The organism is Paralteromonas sediminis, assembly GCF_003820355.1.
GTDB lineage: Bacteria > Pseudomonadota > Gammaproteobacteria > Enterobacterales > Alteromonadaceae > Alteromonas_F > Alteromonas_F sediminis.
The window spans coordinates 232065-248870 of sequence record NZ_RPOK01000006.1; the positions used below are offsets into that span (position 1 = coordinate 232065).

Consider the following 16806-nt stretch of genomic DNA (forward strand, 5'->3'; position numbering starts at 1 on the left):
AAACTGAGAGATTGTTCGCTTGTTTGGCGTCATAATTTTGTCGTTATTTTCAACCAGCAAACAGACAATAAATATAAAAAGGTTCATCCGGTTTACAGGGTAGGTGATCGGTTTTGGGGGACAGTGTAGAAGCGCTATGAGATACACCCGGTTAGTGATAATTGCCGCTCTTATGAGTGTAGGCATAGGATTTCCTGGCATAACGCCTTCAGGAAATGGTGCTTTTGCGCAGGAAAGTGTACCGATCAAGGGGCCAAAAAGTGCTACTGACCAGTTTTCTGGTGCAGTATACGGGCCGATAACCTCCAGTGACACCCTCTGGCGTATCGCTGAGCGGTACAGACAAAACAATACATTGTCTATTTATCAGGTAATGGTCGCTATTTATGAACTTAACCCTGATGCTTTTGAAAAACAAAATTTAAACTTAATGGTCGATGGCGCTATGTTGCAGCTGCCATCGGAGCGATTTATTGCCCGAATCGATGCTGAAAAAGCAAAAAAGCGGGCTGAGCAGGACGACAACAATTGGGAGCGTGCGCAACAGCAGCCTGGCGATCCCAAAGAAAACCTCAAACCGCCCTCACCACTTGTCAATCAGGAAGATTTGGCAATCACTAAGACGGCGCTAGAAGACAAGCTGAATACATTGGATGCTTCACAAGCTGCACAATTCGAGTTGTTACGAGAGCAGTTTGCGTTGTCTATTGATAGCGTCGAAACACTCCTTCAAGACAACCAAAAGTTGTATGAACGAATAGACAAGGTAAACACTGATTTAGACGCACTGCGCTCAAAAGTAGAGAGTGATGTGCAAACGCAGATGCAGGAACAATCGGGTCAAATCAACGAAATTCTCTCCTTGATGCGTCAGGAGCAACAGCAACGAGAAGAAAAAGAAGCTGCGTCAATTATGACCCTGCTTTCTTCGCCTACTGCACTCATAGCAATATCAGCGCTACTGACAGTGTCATTAATTGGTGGAATAGGCGCTTGGTTGTTAAAACGCAATCCGAGCAAAGCTCAAGATACTGACACAACAACAGTAACTGAATCAGCTGAAAAAGCGATGGACTTGTCAACAGCCGATGATCTGGCAGACACCTCCTTAGGGGGGGATGACGATTTGAGCGATGATGATTTGTTCAATGATGACGATTTACTGGACGATGTGTTGTCCAGTGAATTGGAAGAATCATTGGATGATGAACTTGAAAGTTTTGCTGATTTAAGTGATGAAATGTTAGTGCCGGACCAGTCTGAATCTGGTGACAGTTCGGAAGATTCATTATTTGAAGAGGGTGAATCTGAACTTGATCAGGATGATTTAGATAGTTTGTTTGAAGAAGATACCCTGGCTGAGGACCTCGAGAGCGGTGATGGTATCGACATTTCAATGCAAGACGAAGAGCTCCTCGATAACCTTTCTCAAGAGTCCGACTCTGAACTCTTGGATGAGATGCTTGAAGATGACGAAATTGATGACATCGCCAATGTTGCTCAGGATGGTGAAACGACCGAAAACCTGCTTGATGAAGGCGGTACAGAGGGTGCTGACGAAACGGTAACCGTAGATGCCATTGAACCGGCAGAAGATGCACCTGAGATAGATATTGACGATCTACTTGAGGAAAACGCTGAGACGCCAAATATCGCCGAGAAGCTGGGCGTTGATGAAAATAACCTTGATGAAGAAATGCTGTCTAAAATCGATGATGAGATACAGCAACAAGGACAAGAACTCGACCAGCTCACCGATAATATTATTGGTGAGATAGAACAGCTGGAAATGATGGGCGGTATGCTCGATGAGCTGGATGATAGTGATGAAGAGGCCATAGAAGTTCCCGAAGATGGAAGCCATGGGCCTCAAGATTTAGATGCACTGGCAGAGGATCTGGAAGATATTCAGGTTGATGATATGGCCAATGCCGAAGATTTTGCCGATCCATTGTCTGATGAACTACTCGCCGAGTTGCAAAATGATGATGCGGATGATTTAACTGAAGAATTACTGCAAGAGCTTGAGCCTGAACCCGATGATGTGGCTGAGGCACCCAAAGATGAAAGTGACGCGCTGGCCGATGAGCTACTTGAAGAACTCGAACAATCGCCAGATCCTCTTGATGATTTAAGTGATGAGCTTTTGGCAGAATTGGATGATGCTGGAGATTCTGAACCGCAAGCTGAAGAAGACAGCGACACCCCAGATGATGCCTTGTCTGATGACGTGCTGGATGAGCTTGAAAGCACGCCACAAGCTGAAGAAGATAGTGAAACCCTAGATGAAGCCTTGTCTGATGACGTGCTGGATGAGCTTGAAAGCACGCCACAAGCTGAAGAAGATAGTGAAACCCTAGATGAAGCCTTGTCTGATGACGTGTTGGATGAGCTGGAAAGCACGCCACAAGCTAAAGAAGACAACGACACCCTAGATGATGCCCTGTCTGACGACGTGCTGGATGAGCTGGAAGGCACGCCACAAGCTGAAGAAGACAGCGACACCCTAGATGATGCCCTGTCTGACGACGTGCTGGATGAACTGGAAAGCACACCGCAAGCTGAAGAAGACAACGACACACTAGATGATGCCTTGTCTGACGACGTGCTGGATGAGCTGGAAAGCACGCCACAAGCTGAAGAAGACAGCGACACCCTAGATGATGCCTTGTCTGACGACGTGCTGGATGAGCTGGAGAGCACACCACAAGCTGAAGAAGACAACGACACCCTAGATGATGCCTTGTCTGACGACGTGCTGGATGAGCTGGAAAGCACGCCACAAGCTGAAGATGACAGTGAAACCTTAGACGAACAAGATGCTGCATCACAGAATGATCATGAGATTGATGATTCAATTTTAGAGAATGTGGACGACTTCAGCCTTGAGCAAGAACAGGATGGGGTGTTACCGGAAGAGGAAAAACCCGCAAAAAAAGAGGTCAAGGAAGCAGCTGAAGATATCTCTGACGTGCCTGGTATTGATGACTGGTTATCAGAGAACTCAGATTCTACTGACACGGCGATTCTCGATGAGCTTGAAAATACTGATTTTGACGAGCTACTGAATTCAATCGACGAACCGACGCCAGAGATTGAAGAAGCACAAGAAAAGCCTAAACTGGATAACCCTGATCTGGACTTAGATGCGTTGCTCAATGACTTTGATGATATTGGTGCAGACTTGAGTGGCGACGCAATATCAGAAGACTTTGTTAGTGTAGAGTCGTTGATTGATGAAGCCGATCAGGACGATTCACCTTTACCTCAAGATGATTTTGATTTGGATGTGAGTCTGGATGAATTCACTGGGGCTCTGGCTGACAACGATATGATTGATGTAGATTTAGACGCCAGTCAGGCTGCAAATTTAGATCTAGCGAGGGCCTATATAGACATGGATGATTTCAGTGCAGCTAGAGGCTTGCTCAACGAAGTACTGGAGCATGGGAATGAGGGGCAAATTGAAGAAGCCAAGGCACTTTTACAAGAATTAGGTGATGCCTAAACCGTTTCGGGCTACACTAGCGCGCATTTTGTAGAAGGGCAGTGGTGAACATGCGAATAGCATTAGGCATTGAATACGACGGCGCGGCGTTTTACGGCTGGCAACGTCAACAAAATGTACCGAGTGTGCAAGCCCACTTGGAAGATGCGTTGTCTGTTGTCGCAAATCAACCGATTACCGTGCATTGTGCAGGGCGCACTGATGCTGGCGTGCATGCAACTGGACAGGTTGTTCACTTTGACTGCTCAGTACAACGCCCAGATAAAGCCTGGACGCTGGGCGTTAATGCTAACTTACCCGATGCAATTTCGGTTTGCTGGGTAAAAACAGTTGCTCAAGACTTTCATGCACGTTTCTCTGCGACGGCAAGACGCTATCGCTACATTATATACAATCACCGTTCACGTCCGGCTATTTTGTGTTCGGGCCTGACTCATGTGCACAAACCTTTAAACGAAGAAAAAATGCACCGTGCCGCACAGGCGCTGTTAGGCGAGCAGGATTTCAGCTCCTTCCGGGCTGCACTTTGCCAATCAAATTCTCCATGGCGAAATGTCACCAACCTATCTGTACATCGACAAGATCGGTTTGTCATTATCGATATTAACGCGAATGCATTTGTTCACCATATGGTCAGGAATATTGCGGGATCGTTAATTGCTGTTGGTTGTGGAGAACAGGAAGAGCAATGGGTAGCGTGGTTGTTAGCACAAAAGGATCGAACACTCGCAGCGGCAACCGCTAAACCACACGGCCTTTATTTGGTTGATGTAACCTATCCAGAAGAGTTTGAATTACCAACCCGGCCTGTCGGGCCAATATTTTTAACTGATGATTAGACCAGTTTTGCTTTTTATGGGCGCGTTAAATGTGGTGTAATACGCGGCTATCGCCCGCTTGGTATGAGTAGAGAGGAACATAATAATGAGCTGGATACAAAAAATACTTCCTAGAACCCAAACATCCACAAAAGGCAATGTGCCAGAAGGTGTATGGACAAAGTGCTCATCTTGCCAGGCTGTGCTGTACAAATCAGAATTGGAAAAATTGCAGGAAGTCTGTCCCAAGTGTGATCATCATATGCGGATCAGTGCTAGGCGTCGCCTGGATGGATTTCTAGATCAATCAAACCGCGAGGAAATCGCGGCTAACCTCGAGCCTCAGGATATCTTGAAGTTTAAGGATTCGAAGAAATACAAGGACCGTTTGGTCTCTGCGCAAAAAGCAACGAATGAAAAAGATGCGCTGGTAGCAATGAAAGGTGAGCTCAAAGGCATGCCGATCGTCGTTGCAGCGTTTGAGTTTTCCTTTTTAGGCGGGTCTATGGCGTCCGTGGTTGGCGCGCGTTTCGTCGCAGCGGTCAATGCAGCAATTGAAGCGAATGCACCGCTCATATGCTTTTCTACCAGTGGTGGGGCACGTATGCAGGAAGCCCTGTTGTCACTCATGCAAATGGCGAAAACATCGGCCGCGCTAGCAAAACTTAGCGAAAAAGGTTTGCCCTATATTTCAGTATTGACCGACCCAACCATGGGCGGTGTATCTGCTAGCTTAGCTATGTTAGGTGATATCAATGTCGCTGAACCTAAAGCATTGATTGGTTTCGCTGGCCCGCGAGTGATTGAACAAACGGTGAGAGAAACATTACCCGAAGGTTTTCAGCGAAGCGAGTTCTTGCTTGAAAAAGGTGCCATCGACATGATTGTTGACAGACGTGATATGCGAGACAAACTTCACGGAATTTTGCTTAAATTACACGCCTGATAATGCGTTCACTGCAGCAATGGCTGAGTTATCTGGAGTCGATTCACCCCACCTCAATTGATATGGGGTTAGTGCGGGTAAAACGCGTAGCAGACAGACTTGACTTCAACTGGCACTCTTCGACAGTTATTACCGTTGGTGGTACCAATGGTAAAGGTACAACCTGTCGCGTGCTTGAGTATCTGCTCCAGGCGCAGGGTCATAGCGTGGCCACTTATCGCTCCCCGCATTTGCTGGACTATCGCGAGCGTGTAACCTTCAACGGTGAAATGCGCGATGAATCTGAATACACGCAGGCTATGCAGGATGTTGAAGAGGCCAGAGGCGCTATCACATTAACCTATTTTGAGTTTGGTACCTTAGCCGCTATGCAAATGATGCAGCAGTGGAAACCTGATTTTATATTGCTCGAAGTCGGCTTGGGTGGCAGGTTAGATGCAACCAATATTGTTGACAATGATTGCGCTGTAATTACATCAATTGGTATTGATCACGAACGCTTTCTTGGCAATACAAGAGAGTCGGTCGCAACGGAAAAAGCGGGTATATTCCGCGCTCACAAACCTGTGATCATTGGTGAAACTAGCCCGCCCGCACCACTCTTGGAAAAAAGTTGTGAGTTGCGGAGCCTTGCAAGATGGGCCGGTAAAGACTTCGCTTACCACGAAAATACAGATGGCTCATGGAGTTGGTCAGGAAAGCAAAACGAGTTTGACAACTTGCCTTATCCTCAGGTGCCAATACAAAATATGAGTACAGCGCTAGCGACATTGGAAGCCCTAGGGCTAGCATTGGAGACTAAACACATTAATGCCTGCTGCCGCGAAGCGAGATTACCTGGCCGGCGACAGATTATCCAACGGCATCCTACCGTCCTGGTAGATGTTGCTCATAATCCTCACGCAGCGGCAGACCTTGTGAAGTATTTAACAACACACAGCTCGGCCAAGCACTACCGATTAGTTGTTGCCATGTTAAATGACAAAGCCACAAAAGAAACATTAGCGTGTTTTGAGTGTTTAGCGGCGAGCTGGTATTTGTCGTCTACTTCAGGTGAAAGAGGCTTGCCAGCACAAGCGCTGAAGGAAACGTTGAATACAATATGTGCAGCAACCTGTTATGAGAATATCGAACAGGCTTACTTATCTGCATTAAAAGAGGCAGACCGTGATGACATCATAGTGGTATTTGGCTCTTTTTTAACGGTGGCAGACGTATTAGCATTAGGGTCTGAGTAATTAACCCCAACTGGTTGTAGGAGCGACGCTTGTCCAGTCCTTTTCAAAACAGACTAGTCGGCACTGTGATATTAGTGGCGCTAGCGGTCATTTTCCTGCCTGATTTTTTAGACGGCAAAAAAGAGGCGCGAGAGCCTTTATTCGAAAGTGTGCCTGCGGTACCTGATAAAAAGCCTATAGTGAACCCTGAGCCATTTCCCTTGGAACGGGTCGAAAACAATGCCCAGCGACCGGTTGAGATTGTCGCCGCTGCGGCAGATGACGATGCCCTGAAAGACAATGAGTCAACTGTCGATGAAAGCAGTCAGGAAATGCCACCTTCATCGGATGAAAATACTATACCCTCTGCTCAGGATTTGGCGAATCAGACCGTGATTGAAAAACCTGACCCCTCACTTTCAGGTGCAGGTTGGGTAATCCAGTTGGGTAGCTTTCGGCATGAAAAGAATGTCAGGCTTTTACTGGATAAGCTAGAGAAGGCCGGTTACCGCGCATTTAGCCGTCCCATTCAAACGCAGTCTGGCCCGTTAACCAAGGTGTTTGTCGGTCCGGATGTGCAAAGAAGCAAGTTAGAGGATTCCTTACCCCACCTAAAATCACTGACAGGGCTTAATGGTAAAGTCACGCGCTTTTCTGTCTCGCCATAGGTACAACAAATCGTGGTATTCAGAATGGCAATCATATAGAATGCGCGCCATCTTGACGTTCTTCAAGCAGTCTGGGTGAGTTAGTTGTTAAACTGGATAGACTTTGCACTTATTGGTGTAATAGCGCTTTCTACAATCATAAGCATTGTAAGAGGGTTTATTAAAGAGGCTATATCACTAGTTGTGTGGTTTGGCGCACTTTTTATCGCTAGCCAGTTTTATCCTGACGTCGCTGTTTATTTCACTTCAATTGAAGATGCTGTGCTGCGCAATGGTGCGGCGATAGCTGTGCTGTTCGTTTCCACACTGATTGTCGGTGGATTGGCCAACTACACCATAGGCCAGTTGGTGAGGGTCACTGGATTATCGGGCACAGACAGAGCTCTGGGTGCAGTTTTTGGTGCATTGAGAGGCGTATTGATTGTGAGTGCACTATTATTCTTCGTAGATACGTTTACGCCTTCCTCGGAGGCACAATGGTGGCAAGAGTCTGTGTTAATTCCGGAGTTTGCCGTCATCATCGAATGGTTCTTTGAATACGTCAAAGGTAGTTCAAGTTTTGTTAAACCCGCTTAAACATAGGTATTACTGATGTGTGGTATTGTCGGAATTGTAGGAAAATCGCCAGTTAATCAATCACTTTACGATGGATTAACGGTATTACAGCACCGAGGTCAGGATGCCGCTGGGATCATGACCATTGATAATGGTGAGCTCAACTTGCGTAAGGCCAACGGTTTAGTACGTGATGTGTTTCACACACGCCATATGAAACGTCTTACGGGTAATATGGGTATAGGGCATTGTCGTTATCCTACTGCGGGTTCTTCGAGTTCTGCAGAAGCCCAGCCTTTTTACGTCAATTCTCCCTTTGGCATTGCTTTTGCGCACAACGGTAATTTAACCAATGCCCACGAACTGAAAGAAAACTTGTTCAGAACGGCTCGCCGTCATATGAACACAACGTCAGACTCTGAAGTGTTATTAAATATTCTTGCTCATGAGATTCAGCAAATTCCTGATCTGGATATCGCACCTCAACAAATGTTTGATGTTGTTGCTAAAGTTCACAAGCAAATTCGGGGAGCCTATGCAGTGGTTGCAGCTATTATCGGGCAGGGCATTGTTGCCTTTCGCGACCCCAATGGCATTCGACCTCTTGCGCTGGGCAAACGCACCACTGAGTTGGGTGATGAATTCATGGTGGCGTCTGAGAGTGTTGCACTTGATGCCGTAGGCTTTCAGTTTATTCGTGATGTTGCGCCCGGTGAGGCTATTTACATCACCGAAGCGGGCGAGCTGCATACCAAACAGTGCTTTGAAGCACCGACTCACACGCCTTGTATCTTTGAGTTTGTTTATTTTGCCCGTCCTGACTCATTTATTGATGGTGTGTCTGTGTATGCCTCCAGGGTAAATATGGGGCGCAAGCTAGGTGAAAAGATCAAACGTGAGTGGGCCGATTTAGATATTGATGTCGTTATCCCTATTCCTGAAACCTCCATGGATGTAGCGCTTCAAATAGCGAATACCCTGCAGTTGCCATATCGGCAAGGCTTTGTAAAAAACCGCTACATTGGCCGTACATTTATCATGCCTGGCCAGACCATGCGCAAAAAATCAGTACGACGTAAGCTAAACGCCATATCTTCAGAATTCAAAGGTAAGAATGTACTGCTGGTAGACGATTCTATTGTACGTGGCACTACTTCGGGGCAGATTATCGAGATGGCCCGAGAGTCCGGTGCGAAAAAAGTGTACTTTGCCTCTGCTGCTCCGGAAATTCGATTCCCGAATGTGTATGGCATTGATATGCCTTCGGCCAATGAATTAATTGCTTACGGCCGTGAGATTGAACAAATCTCCGATCTTATTCGCGCTGATGGGCTAATCTTCCAGGATCTGACAGACTTAGTTGAAGCTGTTAGAGAAGAAAATACAGCCATTGAGCAGTTTGAAACATCGGTATTTGACGGCAACTATGTGACTGCTGACATTGACCAAAGTTACCTGGAACGTATTGATATGGCGCGCGGTGAACAGAGTCGAAAAGCCCCAGTGTTGCAGGCTGAACTGACGAACCTAGATATCCATAACTTGGACAGCTAGGCTCGCTGTTATTGCGGATCAGGAAGTAAAGACTGGTCCGCCTAACATTCCCCAAATGATGACCGAGCCAGTCATTAGAATAACCAACAATACTAAGCCACAAGTTACCACTGAACTAGAGTAAATGAAGCCTTTCTCTTCGGGAATGTGAAGCATGATCGGCACACCTGAATACAGCAGGTAAACCGAGTATGATAAACCGGCTAAACCCACCATCATAACGAACCAAAGTGCAGGATATAAACCTGCAAAGCCCACCATAAACAGTGGCGTTGCGGTATACGCAGCCAGTTCGAGTGCTTGCGTATAGGTAGGTTCGGCATCAAACGACTTGGCTAGCTCGTGCATCATAATAGCCAAAGCGACAACGCCCGCCACGAGACCAAAATACATGCCAACGCTAAATAGCATGGCGGTTTGTTCCGTGAGTCTGATTTTATCGCCTACACCAATACTCCAGCCTAAATGCGCAGACGCGTAATAGCAGACAACTGCTGGAATAAGCGCAATGATAGCTATATGGCTAAGTGCATAAATATAGCTCTCGTGTTTTTCATCAATGTCTTTCCACTCTTCGCGTGGGTGAGTGTAGATACCCCAGAGGTGATTTAGAATCATGTTTGCATCTTTATGTTAACAAGGTGTTAACATGAGTGTGTCGGAATACGGTTAATTAATCAACACATTAAAGGAAATACTGACAAAAAAATCGGTTTAAGTTGTTTTAACAAGCGGTTATCTGCGCACCTTTATTAGTGCCTCATTGCTTGTTGCAGTGTTAGACGGGTTAGGACAGGGCCTGCGAGTTCGAAAAAAACCGTCGTACTTACTACGACAGACAAAAGCACCTGTCGGTGGTCAGGAAAATACTGTGCTGCGGCCAATGCTAGGCCTATTCCGACACCAGCCTGGGGTAACATAGCCAAACCCATCCAGTTCCTGGTCATCGCTGGGGCGCCACTGAGGGTCCCGCCAATAAAAGCACCCAGCCACTTTCCAAGACATCTGGTCACGGTGTAAACAAGGCCCAATAAGCCTATTGTTACAATGGCGCTCAAGTCAATACTGGCCCCCGCCAGTACAAAAAATAGCACCATAAATGGCCACTCAATATTTTCAATCTCGTGAAAAGGGTAGTCGTGATGACGGGCAAAGTTTGCAATACAAACGCCCATGACGATAGCAGAAATTAAATATGACACATGAAATGCTTGTGCTAAGCCGCCACACAATAGGACACACCCCATAGCTTCAATGAGCATAGGCTGACCCGGTTTCATTCTACCTGTTAAGTAAGAAGCCGGCAGACCGATTGCCAAACCCAATAAAACAGCGCCGCCGATATCCCATGCCACAAAAGCGAGAGAATCTGCGATCGCATGTCCATTGATTGCTGATGCTATGGCAATACACACACCAAACAACAGCAGTGCCCAGGCATCGTCGATCGCCACTACCGCCAACAGTGTATTGGCATAGTTTGACTGTAACTTGGATTCATCAATTACATCATAAATCGCTGCGGGTGCCGTAGCTGATGCTATAGCCCCAAGTAACAAAGCCACATCATAGGACACACCAATCAATGCTGCACCAAGGTAGACCAGTATCGCTGTGACCAGCGCACCCATTAGGGAAATCCACAAAACCTGGCTACCGCTGTTTCTAAATTGGGCAAAAACAAGCTTGCCTCCCAACAGGAAACCTACCATCAACAAGGCAATATCTGTGACAAGTTCAAAGCTATTAGTGAGCCCCTCAGGCAGCAGGTTTAACCCTTCACTGCCTGCAGCAACGCCAAGAAGTAATAAAAGGGTTACTCTTGGCAATGCTGTGCGTTGGCCTACAGCGTTCACTGCTAAGCTGATTAGGAGCAGGGCGCCAATGGCAATGAATATCGCTGACTGGTTGGAAATATCCATATTCGATAACATAGTACACTCTTATTGGTCAGCATAATCGCTAATCTATATAAAGCACAATACGCAGAATGAACTATCTGGGACATCTCTATTTCGCTCAATCAACAGCAGACTCGCATATGGGGAGTTTGCTGGGAGACTTTCGTCGTGGCGTTGATATTAGCCAATTTAATACCGCAACCCTAAAGGCACTGGAAAACCATTACAAAGTTGACAAATTTACCGACAGCCATCCCAATGTACTTGCCTCAAAGCGTTTATTTCGTCCAGAAAATAGACGATTTTCAACGGTGGCGCTAGATATTTTATACGACCACTTTTTGATCCGTCACTGGAGCGATTATCACAACCAGGCATTGCCTCATTTTACAACGGCTAGTTATTCGTTATTAAAAAAAAGGGTGCCTGTAATGCCTCCAAGAATGAAAGCGGTGGTTTTGCACATGATAGAAAATGACGGCCTTAGCGTCTATCGAACCATGCAGGGGGTAGATAAAGCCATACAACACGTTGCGAACAGAATTAGATTTGCGAATACGTTTGCTACATGTACTGACGATATCATGCAGCATTATGATGCTTTGTTAGACCATTTCTTAGTTTTTTTACCCGCTTTGATCAAGCATGTTCAACACGATAATCCAGAACTTCCTTTACCGGGCCACTGTGAAAACGAAATTGGTCGTCAGGCAAAGTAACTAGCTGGCGTTCTTTTTCGATAAAAAACGCTACTCTAGGCGCAATACTCTCAGTAGCGATTTGTTGCGCTAGGCTAAGATAATCTTCAAAGTGACGCGCTTCAGAGCGTAACAAAGAGACATAGAATTTACTGATGTTTTCTTCCATGAAAGGGGCGATAGCAGCAAACCGCTCACAACTTCTCGCTTCGATAATGGCACCACAAATAAGGGTGTCGATGAGCTTTGCAGGCTCGTGGGTTCGCACGCATCGCATCAGGCCTTTTGCATAGCGTGAAGCGGTCAGGTTGTCATAAGAAATATCACGACTTTGCATAATTTCTAAGACTTGCTGAAAATGGTGAAGCTCTTCTTTAATTAGCAGTACCATCTTGCTAATCATTTCATCACCATGAGCGAAGTCAGATTTATTAATCAGCTTTTTAGACAAACTGATATGTTGAGAAAAGTCGCCATTCCCTATTTTTCGATAGACAAAGTCTTCAAATGGCTTTAGCCACGCCAATAATGCATCGCCACTTTCTTTATCAACGGCATAGCGTCTGAGTAACAACATAGCCGTTTGTGCGGCCTTCAACTCGCAGTTTGCGTGATCAATCAGCAGAACAGCAAAATTTTCAGACCGTTTGGCTTGTGCAAGCCAGGTTTCAGGTGTTTTACAGCCAAGAAATGCATGTATGGGGTTAAGCAAAGTATCCACGATTTTTTCAGGTCATCTTGTTTGCGCTCATTATGCGTAGGCTGATTGTAGAATCAAGCAAAATGGCTGCTTATTGCGCCAATACAGTCACGTATTGTTTACCTGTAAACGCATAGGCGGTGCTTTTAACCAGTTGTGCTCATGATATTCGCTCTGCGCACAGGTTATATGTAGGGTAAACGCATGCCGAGATGTGTTTGAACGATTCGCTGAACTAAAATGCGGTAATACGCCATTAAATACCACCAAGGTGCCCGCTTTCACTTCAAGAGGCACAGCGGTTTCGTCTGCAGGCCAGGTAACGTCCGTGAGTTGTTCCAAATTTGTGGTGTTGTCCTCAAACCGTTTAAATTGCTCCTGAAGTGGGTAAGTGGCACCGTTGGGGGCTACCTGCAAGCAACCATTATTGAGATTAGCGTCTTCAATGGCCAGCCAAAATGTGACAACGGATTGCGGTGTTGTATAAAAGTAAGTTGCATCCTGATGCCAGCGAACCTCTCCACCAATTCTGGGCTGCTTGAAAATATACATGGACTGTCTTATTTCAGGTGCAACCACACCAAGATCGCGGGCGATGTTGGCAATGTCTGCAGACTGACTAAATTGTTTAAACGTTGGGTTCAGGTTGTGCAGAGCATGGCCAATCTTGTTAATGCTAAGTAACTTTTGCTGTGTGAGATGACCGTTGTCGTCAAAAGCTTCTTCTTCAAAAAAACACCGAACTTTGTCATCAGAGGATAAAAAGTAATCCTGTTGATTCGTGTAGGACTCTTTTGTTGAAAACGTTGCTCGTGTGGACTCCGCGTCAAATTGATCGACAATATCAAGCGCGGCCTGCCTGAGCTCATTCATTTGTGCCAGACTAAAGGCATCCTCAATGACCACATACCCATTTTTCTGAAACGCGTGTTTCTGCTTGAGTGAAAGCATAGTTCTTATTCGTTAAACAAGATAAAATCACCATAGCATTGGCAGTATCAGGTTGCCACTATCAACACAAAGTAGGAATGCTGATGTCACAAAACAGTTTTTCTTGGTTATGTCCTTCTTGTCGGCAGCCACTTCACCACAGTTCTCGAAGTTGGACATGCATAAAAGGTCATCAATTTGATTGTGCTAAAGAGGGTTACGTCAATCTAATGTTGGCACAACACAAGAACAGCAAGCAGCCGGGAGACAGTAAAGCCATGGTGGCGGCAAGACGGTCATTTTTAGAAAGTGGCAATTATGCGCCACTGGCGAATAAAATGGCCGAAATACTGTTGGCAAATATATCGACAGATGCTCACTCTCATAAACCATTTGCACTGTTTGATGCTGGGTGTGGTGAGGGGTATTACCTAAATTATGTTCAAGCGCATGTGGCACCTAAACTGGGCGTGGTGGAAAGTAGTGGCGTAGATATCTCAAAATTTGCTGTGCAAAAAGCGGCTAAACAGTACAAAGAGCTACATTTTGCAGTGGCCAGTACCTATGCCATACCGGTTGCTGATGACTCGCAAGATCTGCTTATACAAGTGTTTGCTCCAAGTAGTGATGAGGAAGTTCACCGCATTATTAAACCCGGTGGGTTTTGGTTGAGAGTCAATCCGGCCGCGGACCATCTTCATCAATTAAAGGCTCTGGTTTATGACAAGCCCAAAGCACATGACATGAAGGTGTCCTCGCCACAAGGCTTCAAAAAAATTGTGACAGAGCGCCTGCGTTTTAACGTATCACTTGACGATAGGCAGAGCAGGGAAAGCTTGCTGATGATGACTCCTTTCTACTGGCAAATCTCCGAGCAAAAAAAGGCGCATTTATTGGCGCATTTACAGCAAGTCGAGGCCGACTTTCTGATTGAGTTGTTTCAAACTTGCTGAAAAGTCAGGCCCTGTAACTCTTTGTTTAATAGGTTACAATCGAATGCGTATTCCATCTTAATGAAAACGCTATGATGTCTCTTTTATTCGCTGCACAGACTGTACTGTTTACTCCTCAACCTGATATCGCCCTTGAGATCAAAGGGACCCTTTCCCAAAAATCACCTTGGGTATTTTTTGCACCACATGAAAATGAAAATGTGGTTAATGACTATGTTACTGAACAAGTGCGGGAAAAAGGCGGCGCCTATGTCGTGTTAAAACAGAACAATCAACGAGGTATAGCACTTAAATTCGGTGAAGACGTTGTGGTAGTCGACCCCAATCGCATCTTTACCCAAAGAGGGATTCAGGCATCCATAAGAAAATCTAATTTAAACAAAAAAATCAGTGAAGATTTGTTTGAGAAGGCCACGGAAAGGGCTTATATGTTGGGGCAATTTATTGTTGAAAACTTGGGCGGCAAGAATACGTCTATGACGTGGATTGCTACCCACAATAATACCCAAGGGTATACCGGTGATGGCAACACTGGCTATGGCACGATATCGATAAACCGATATCAGAAAAAGCTGTCAGAAGCGGCTGCGTATTTGGCTGATGTTCACAACGCGGGTAAAGATGAAGATGATCTGTTTTTTGTAACTGAGCAGCCTCACTTTGATGCAATGAAACAAGCGGGATACAACACAGTCTTACAACACCCTCAAGTTGCCTGGTTAGAAGACGAAGATGACGGATCATTATCGGTTTATGCGGAAATGCTCGGTATCAATTACATTAACATTGAAGCTGAGCGACATGATGCCTTTTTAAAAACAGGTGAAAATCATCTGGACGAACAAATTGATATGGTGAATTTCACCATTCAAATGCTGTTAAATTCGAAAGAATACGCTACAAAATAGGCGGCACAGGTATCTAGCCTGAAGCATTGTAGGCCTGTTGAATGAAGTCAATCAGAATATCGTCAACGTCTGAAGGCGATGTTAGGCGTATGATAAAATGGCACATCTTGCCTTTGGGTTGTGGAATTAACCGCTCATCGTCAGGCAACGATGGGATATTTAAGCCTAATTCAACTCGTGAATTAGTTGCTGGCCCAATCATGCAAAACTGCTTCTTTCTACGATAGCTGATGTACGTCTTTTTAGGTGCAATTTCATACCCGCCGAAGCTCTCAAGTTTTGCATCCAACAGTTCATGAATAGGTCTGAGGTGGGCTTTTTTATTTATATATAGATTGTCCAAGGGGTCATTGACAGAGTTTGTTGATGGCTCTTTGTCTTCTTTTACTTTTTTCGCATAGTGCACCAAAGTATTTGCGTCACCATAGCCTATCGAAAGCGATACCTTAAGGTGATCGACTTTTTGTTTGTGCTTGAGTTCCCCTAAGCTAACGACTTCCTCTACGAGTTCCTCAATGGATTTATGGGTTTTTGCTTCTATGTTTTTAAGCTGTGTTGCCAGCGCTTTGTCAACAATGGACATGTTATTTTCCACAATGAGTGACTCGGTATGAATATAGTCAATCCATTCTGATACGTAAAATTTGCTTTTTTACGATTGTCTAAAAATTTTACACTTGAAAATTTATTCACCTGTTAGTGAAAAGCTTTTTTTGTAAGCACCTGTAAAATATAAGTAATTTATAATTGGCCTATAAATTGCTTAAGAAGGTTTAGATGAAGTTTGAATGTATCTGGAGTCGAAAGATGTTTAAGAAGTTATTAGCCATATCCTTTTTATTAGTTGGAATATCTGCCAACGCAAACGCAGCAATCGTTTATAGCAATGGGTTTAATAATCCTGAAGACTTAGCCGATTGGGAGGACGTGTCGTTAGGTGGTGGCGGTGTTGTCGCCAATACGGGTTGCTGTAGCCTAGACCCGCAAGAAGGCAACGGCTATCTAGCGTTCACGGGCAACAGTAGCAGTGTCGACTCTAATTGGTATGGCGGAACTTATTTAGATCTTTCGTCTATCCTGACTGCTGGTAAAGCGTATGAACTTTCATTCTACTGGGGTGGGAGAGGACAGCAGCGCGACCAAGATCCACGCTTAATGGTCGGCTTGACATCAGGTGATTTTTTAACGAATGACCTTTGGTCGGTTACCTTTAATACCAATACGGTAGTGGGCGAATGGACACTTTACACCATGAGTTTTGTGGCTCCTGCATCGGTTCTGTATTTGGATATCGCAGAGATATCTTCAAACAGCCGAAACGTTGGGCCTGCTATCGACAATCTGGTTATTAAAGAAGTATCAGCACCCAGTGTTATTGCACTGCTTGGTCTTACAATGATTGGTTTTGGACTACGCGCTCGCAAGCGTTAGTCGGGTAGACCATTATGAA

Annotated in this window: 16 protein-coding genes; 11 read left to right on the plus strand and 5 right to left on the minus strand. The window is 45.4% G+C overall.

The window, feature by feature from the left end:
- Positions 1 to 136 precede the first annotated feature (136 nt).
- From DRW07_RS17505 to purF, 7 genes are all read left to right on the plus strand, one after another.
- Positions 137 to 3508 carry a FimV/HubP family polar landmark protein gene (locus DRW07_RS17505; RefSeq protein ID WP_124029238.1) on the plus strand — a complete coding sequence of 1124 codons (3372 nt, stop codon included), beginning with the start codon at positions 137 to 139 and terminating at the stop codon, positions 3506 to 3508.
- Positions 3509 to 3558: 50 nt separating this feature from the next.
- Entirely contained in the window at positions 3559 to 4347 is a 789-nt protein-coding gene (gene truA / locus DRW07_RS17510) for a tRNA pseudouridine(38-40) synthase TruA (RefSeq protein ID WP_124029239.1), read from the plus strand.
- A gap of 85 nt (positions 4348 to 4432) precedes the next feature.
- Positions 4433 to 5272: an acetyl-CoA carboxylase, carboxyltransferase subunit beta gene (gene accD, locus DRW07_RS17515; RefSeq protein ID WP_124029240.1), complete on the plus strand. Its 840-nt coding sequence runs from the start codon at positions 4433 to 4435 to the stop codon at positions 5270 to 5272.
- Positions 5273 to 5274: 2 nt separating this feature from the next.
- The gene (folC, locus tag DRW07_RS17520) at positions 5275 to 6510 is read left to right on the plus strand and encodes a bifunctional tetrahydrofolate synthase/dihydrofolate synthase (RefSeq protein WP_124029241.1); all 1236 of its coding nucleotides are present in this window, start codon (positions 5275 to 5277) and stop codon (positions 6508 to 6510) included.
- 29 nt (positions 6511 to 6539) lie between these two features.
- A complete protein-coding gene (locus DRW07_RS17525) occupies positions 6540 to 7157 on the plus strand; it encodes an SPOR domain-containing protein (RefSeq protein WP_124029242.1) in 618 nt (205 codons plus the stop codon).
- Positions 7158 to 7241: 84 nt separating this feature from the next.
- Positions 7242 to 7733 (plus strand): CvpA family protein, encoded by a 492-nt coding sequence (locus DRW07_RS17530; protein ID WP_124029243.1) that lies wholly within the window; start codon positions 7242 to 7244, stop codon positions 7731 to 7733.
- 15 nt (positions 7734 to 7748) lie between these two features.
- Positions 7749 to 9266, plus strand: a complete 1518-nt coding sequence (purF, locus tag DRW07_RS17535) for an amidophosphoribosyltransferase (RefSeq protein WP_124029244.1) — start codon at positions 7749 to 7751, stop codon at positions 9264 to 9266.
- An 18-nt stretch (positions 9267 to 9284) separates the two neighbouring features.
- Here the strand turns inward: purF and DRW07_RS17540 are convergent, their stop codons facing one another.
- The gene (locus DRW07_RS17540; RefSeq protein WP_124029245.1) at positions 9285 to 9884 is read right to left on the minus strand and encodes a Yip1 family protein; all 600 of its coding nucleotides are present in this window, start codon (positions 9882 to 9884) and stop codon (positions 9285 to 9287) included.
- Between the two features lie 134 nt (positions 9885 to 10018).
- Positions 10019 to 11200: a cation:proton antiporter gene (locus DRW07_RS17545; RefSeq protein WP_240630718.1), complete on the minus strand. Its 1182-nt coding sequence runs from the start codon at positions 11198 to 11200 to the stop codon at positions 10019 to 10021.
- A gap of 56 nt (positions 11201 to 11256) precedes the next feature.
- Here DRW07_RS17545 and DRW07_RS17550 point away from each other — a divergent pair, with 56 nt between their 5' ends.
- The gene (locus DRW07_RS17550) at positions 11257 to 11886 is read left to right on the plus strand and encodes an acyl carrier protein phosphodiesterase (protein WP_124029246.1); all 630 of its coding nucleotides are present in this window, start codon (positions 11257 to 11259) and stop codon (positions 11884 to 11886) included.
- On the opposite strand, the gene miaE is transcribed toward DRW07_RS17550, so the two are convergent.
- A complete protein-coding gene (gene miaE, locus DRW07_RS17555) occupies positions 11807 to 12586 on the minus strand; it encodes a tRNA isopentenyl-2-thiomethyl-A-37 hydroxylase MiaE (RefSeq protein WP_124029247.1) in 780 nt (259 codons plus the stop codon). The two genes, DRW07_RS17550 and miaE, sit on opposite strands and share 80 nt — an antisense overlap.
- 87 nt (positions 12587 to 12673) lie before the next feature.
- Complete coding sequence (locus DRW07_RS17560; RefSeq protein WP_124029248.1) at positions 12674 to 13516, minus strand: phytanoyl-CoA dioxygenase family protein; 843 nt, start codon at positions 13514 to 13516, stop codon at positions 12674 to 12676.
- Positions 13517 to 13599: 83 nt separating this feature from the next.
- Here DRW07_RS17560 and DRW07_RS17565 point away from each other — a divergent pair, with 83 nt between their 5' ends.
- Both DRW07_RS17565 and DRW07_RS17570 read left to right on the plus strand, forming a co-directional pair.
- The gene (locus DRW07_RS17565; RefSeq protein WP_124029249.1) at positions 13600 to 14448 is read left to right on the plus strand and encodes a putative RNA methyltransferase; all 849 of its coding nucleotides are present in this window, start codon (positions 13600 to 13602) and stop codon (positions 14446 to 14448) included.
- Between the two features lie 71 nt (positions 14449 to 14519).
- Positions 14520 to 15356: a hypothetical protein gene (locus DRW07_RS17570; RefSeq protein ID WP_124029250.1), complete on the plus strand. Its 837-nt coding sequence runs from the start codon at positions 14520 to 14522 to the stop codon at positions 15354 to 15356.
- Between the two features lie 13 nt (positions 15357 to 15369).
- On the opposite strand, the gene DRW07_RS17575 is transcribed toward DRW07_RS17570, so the two are convergent.
- Entirely contained in the window at positions 15370 to 15939 is a 570-nt protein-coding gene (locus DRW07_RS17575; protein WP_124029251.1) for a DUF5655 domain-containing protein, read from the minus strand.
- A 224-nt stretch (positions 15940 to 16163) separates the two neighbouring features.
- Between DRW07_RS17575 and DRW07_RS17580 the strand changes: the two genes are divergently transcribed.
- Complete coding sequence (locus DRW07_RS17580) at positions 16164 to 16787, plus strand: carbohydrate binding domain-containing protein (RefSeq protein ID WP_124029252.1); 624 nt, start codon at positions 16164 to 16166, stop codon at positions 16785 to 16787.
- Positions 16788 to 16806 lie beyond the last annotated feature (19 nt).